This is a genomic window from Glaciimonas sp. Gout2 (assembly GCF_035018905.1).
GTDB lineage: Bacteria > Pseudomonadota > Gammaproteobacteria > Burkholderiales > Burkholderiaceae_D > Glaciimonas.
The window spans coordinates 1-2,283 of the sequence record NZ_JASJXA010000108.1; the positions used below are offsets into that span (position 1 = coordinate 1).

Annotated in this window: 3 protein-coding genes; 1 reads left to right on the forward strand and 2 read right to left on the reverse strand. The window is 43.3% G+C overall.

The features are described from left to right. Window positions 1-209: 209 nt before the first annotated feature. Window positions 210-1,001 carry a DeoR/GlpR family DNA-binding transcription regulator gene (locus QN379_RS23295; RefSeq protein WP_322238518.1) on the reverse strand — a complete coding sequence of 264 codons (792 nt, stop codon included), beginning with the start codon at window positions 999-1,001 and terminating at the stop codon, window positions 210-212. A gap of 195 nt (window positions 1,002-1,196) precedes the next feature. Then, window positions 1,197-1,793, reverse strand: a complete 597-nt coding sequence (aroQ, locus tag QN379_RS23300; protein WP_322238516.1) for a gamma subclass chorismate mutase AroQ — start codon at window positions 1,791-1,793, stop codon at window positions 1,197-1,199. Window positions 1,794-2,095: 302 nt separating this feature from the next. On the opposite strand from aroQ, the gene QN379_RS23305 reads away from it, so the two are divergent. Beyond that, on the forward strand, window positions 2,096-2,283 hold a 188-nt coding region (locus QN379_RS23305; protein ID WP_323507745.1), incomplete at its 3' end, for a hypothetical protein.

Sequence of the window (2,283 nt, forward strand, 5' to 3'; positions counted from 1 at the left end):
CCTTAATATGTTTTAATTACCTTAAATTTAAAGGTTTTATTTTTCGACTTAGTATGACTAAAGATTACCGTTAAATCTGTTAAAAAACTTAGCCACAGGTACGTTGGGAGTACATTATCAGGATAAAATCGATCAGAGATGACAATAACTATAATCTTTAAATTATATTATACGCAAAAAAAATGCTAAAAAACCTATAAAAAATTTGGTTAATCGTCGACTTTTTCAGCCACAAACACTTTCGTATGCGCCTCTTTAAACACATTAACTAACGTCTCCGGTATCGGCTGATCCGTAAACAAAGCGTCGATCTTAGACAGTTCACTGAGCTTTACTAATGCTGGACGCATAAATTTCGAATGGTCTGCAACCAAAAATACAGTGCGAGAATGCGCAATAATTGCTTCTGCCACGCGTACTTCACGGTAATCAAAATCTCGCAGCGCGCCGTCCGGATCTATACTTGAAACCCCAATGATGCCGAAGTCCACCTTAAAACGTTGGATGAAATCAATCGTTTCTTCACCCGTCACGCCCAAATCTCGAGCCCGCACTACGCCACCTGCGATAATCACTTCGCAGCCTGGGTAGCCGCTCATGATTGCTGCGACGTTCAAATTATTGGTGATGACGCGCAAATTACGACGAAGGCTGAGTGCTTTGGCGACCTCTTCCGTAGTTGTTCCGATATTAATGAATAGTGTTGCCTGATCCGGAATGTGTTCAGCGACCAAAGCCGCAATCCGACGTTTTTCTTCAGACTGCAACCCTTGCCGAGCACCATAAGCGATATTTTCTGCGCTGGAAGGAAGTCCGACGCCTCCATGATAGCGTTGCAATAAATTTTGTTCCGACAACATATTAACGTCGCGTCGAATGGTTTGCTGAGTCATTCCAAAACGATTCGCTAAATTTTCAACGGTAACGAAGCTTTCTCGTTGGACGTAATTGACGATTTCTTGCTGACGCGCATTCAATGTGACGATGGGTGTTTGTGCCATATGATGAATTCGATCTTAATGTTTTCAATCAAAACTAATTAGGTACTGCCTCTTATTTATAATTATTGCAGGACAGACTTACCTACACCAACGCCTCCGCAACAGCCATTATGCCCCACAACAAAGTCTTTGTTGTCAACCAGCCATAAGGATATGCGCTTCAAGCAGCGTATCGATTGGCCATGTTGACTATGATTATTTTGCCTGCAATGACTCTAACGCCTGACGACGAACATCCCCGCCAACATCCCCTCGTATCAAACTCAGCGCAGAATGCGAGAGATACGCATGCGCGTCTGAATCTAGTAGTAATGGCACAACGTTGCGCAGGGCGCCAATCAATTCCGGTGTGAGTTTATCTAATACCGGACGCACGTCACGCGCCAGATTAGGCGCGTCGTCAAATTTATAGCCACCTGGGAGCGTGTTGTGCCACCCCGACAACAAGTCCTGTTGAATGAGTTTTCCAGCATCAAACTGATTTTGAAAAAACGCCTGGACAAGCGCTAGATCCAATCCACCTATTGCATCGGCTTGCGCAGTTACGACCTCTAAAATCTGTCTCTCTCGCTTTGCATCGTCTACTGCGGCGCCTGAATTCCATTTGGACTTCGCCACTTTTGACGCAATACTCAGTCGCTGGTCAATTAGCCCGAGCAAATAATCAATTTTTTGTGCATCCGCGGATGACATAATAGTTTGTTGCTGCTCTACTGCATCCGGCGTGGTTGATAACAGACTTTGGCAGGCTGCCAACATCAGTACAAAAGCCAAACAAGATAAACGGCGCAAACATGACCTCGTCAAACAGGGAGTTAACATGAAACCTTTCTTTGTAGATGTAGATTGATTGCGTTGACATTTTAACGGTTGCAGAAGGACGTTAAACAAAATATAGCTTTATGCCAACGCACAAAACATAAAAATATAAAATACAAAAAAATAGTGAAAGAAATCTCTTTCGTTCCTACTTATTCATTCCATCAATACTCTGTCATTATTCTTTTCCGCTCGCTTCGTTTTAGCGAAGTTGACAACGCATTTAGAAGCAATAAACCTTACACTATGACCTTTGTATATTACAAACATTTTTCATGCTGTCGATACTTAACCTGATTGAAGCAGACCCGCATTCCGACAACGTTGAATGTTTGATCGCGCTAGTCAAAACCTTGCGACCGCACTTGCCGGAAAACGGTAGCGATGCTGGGCGTTCTCAAAGACCAAGTGCAACACCTTCTGCTGTAAGGTGCCGCCATGGCGAAAATTTACAAACATTTAA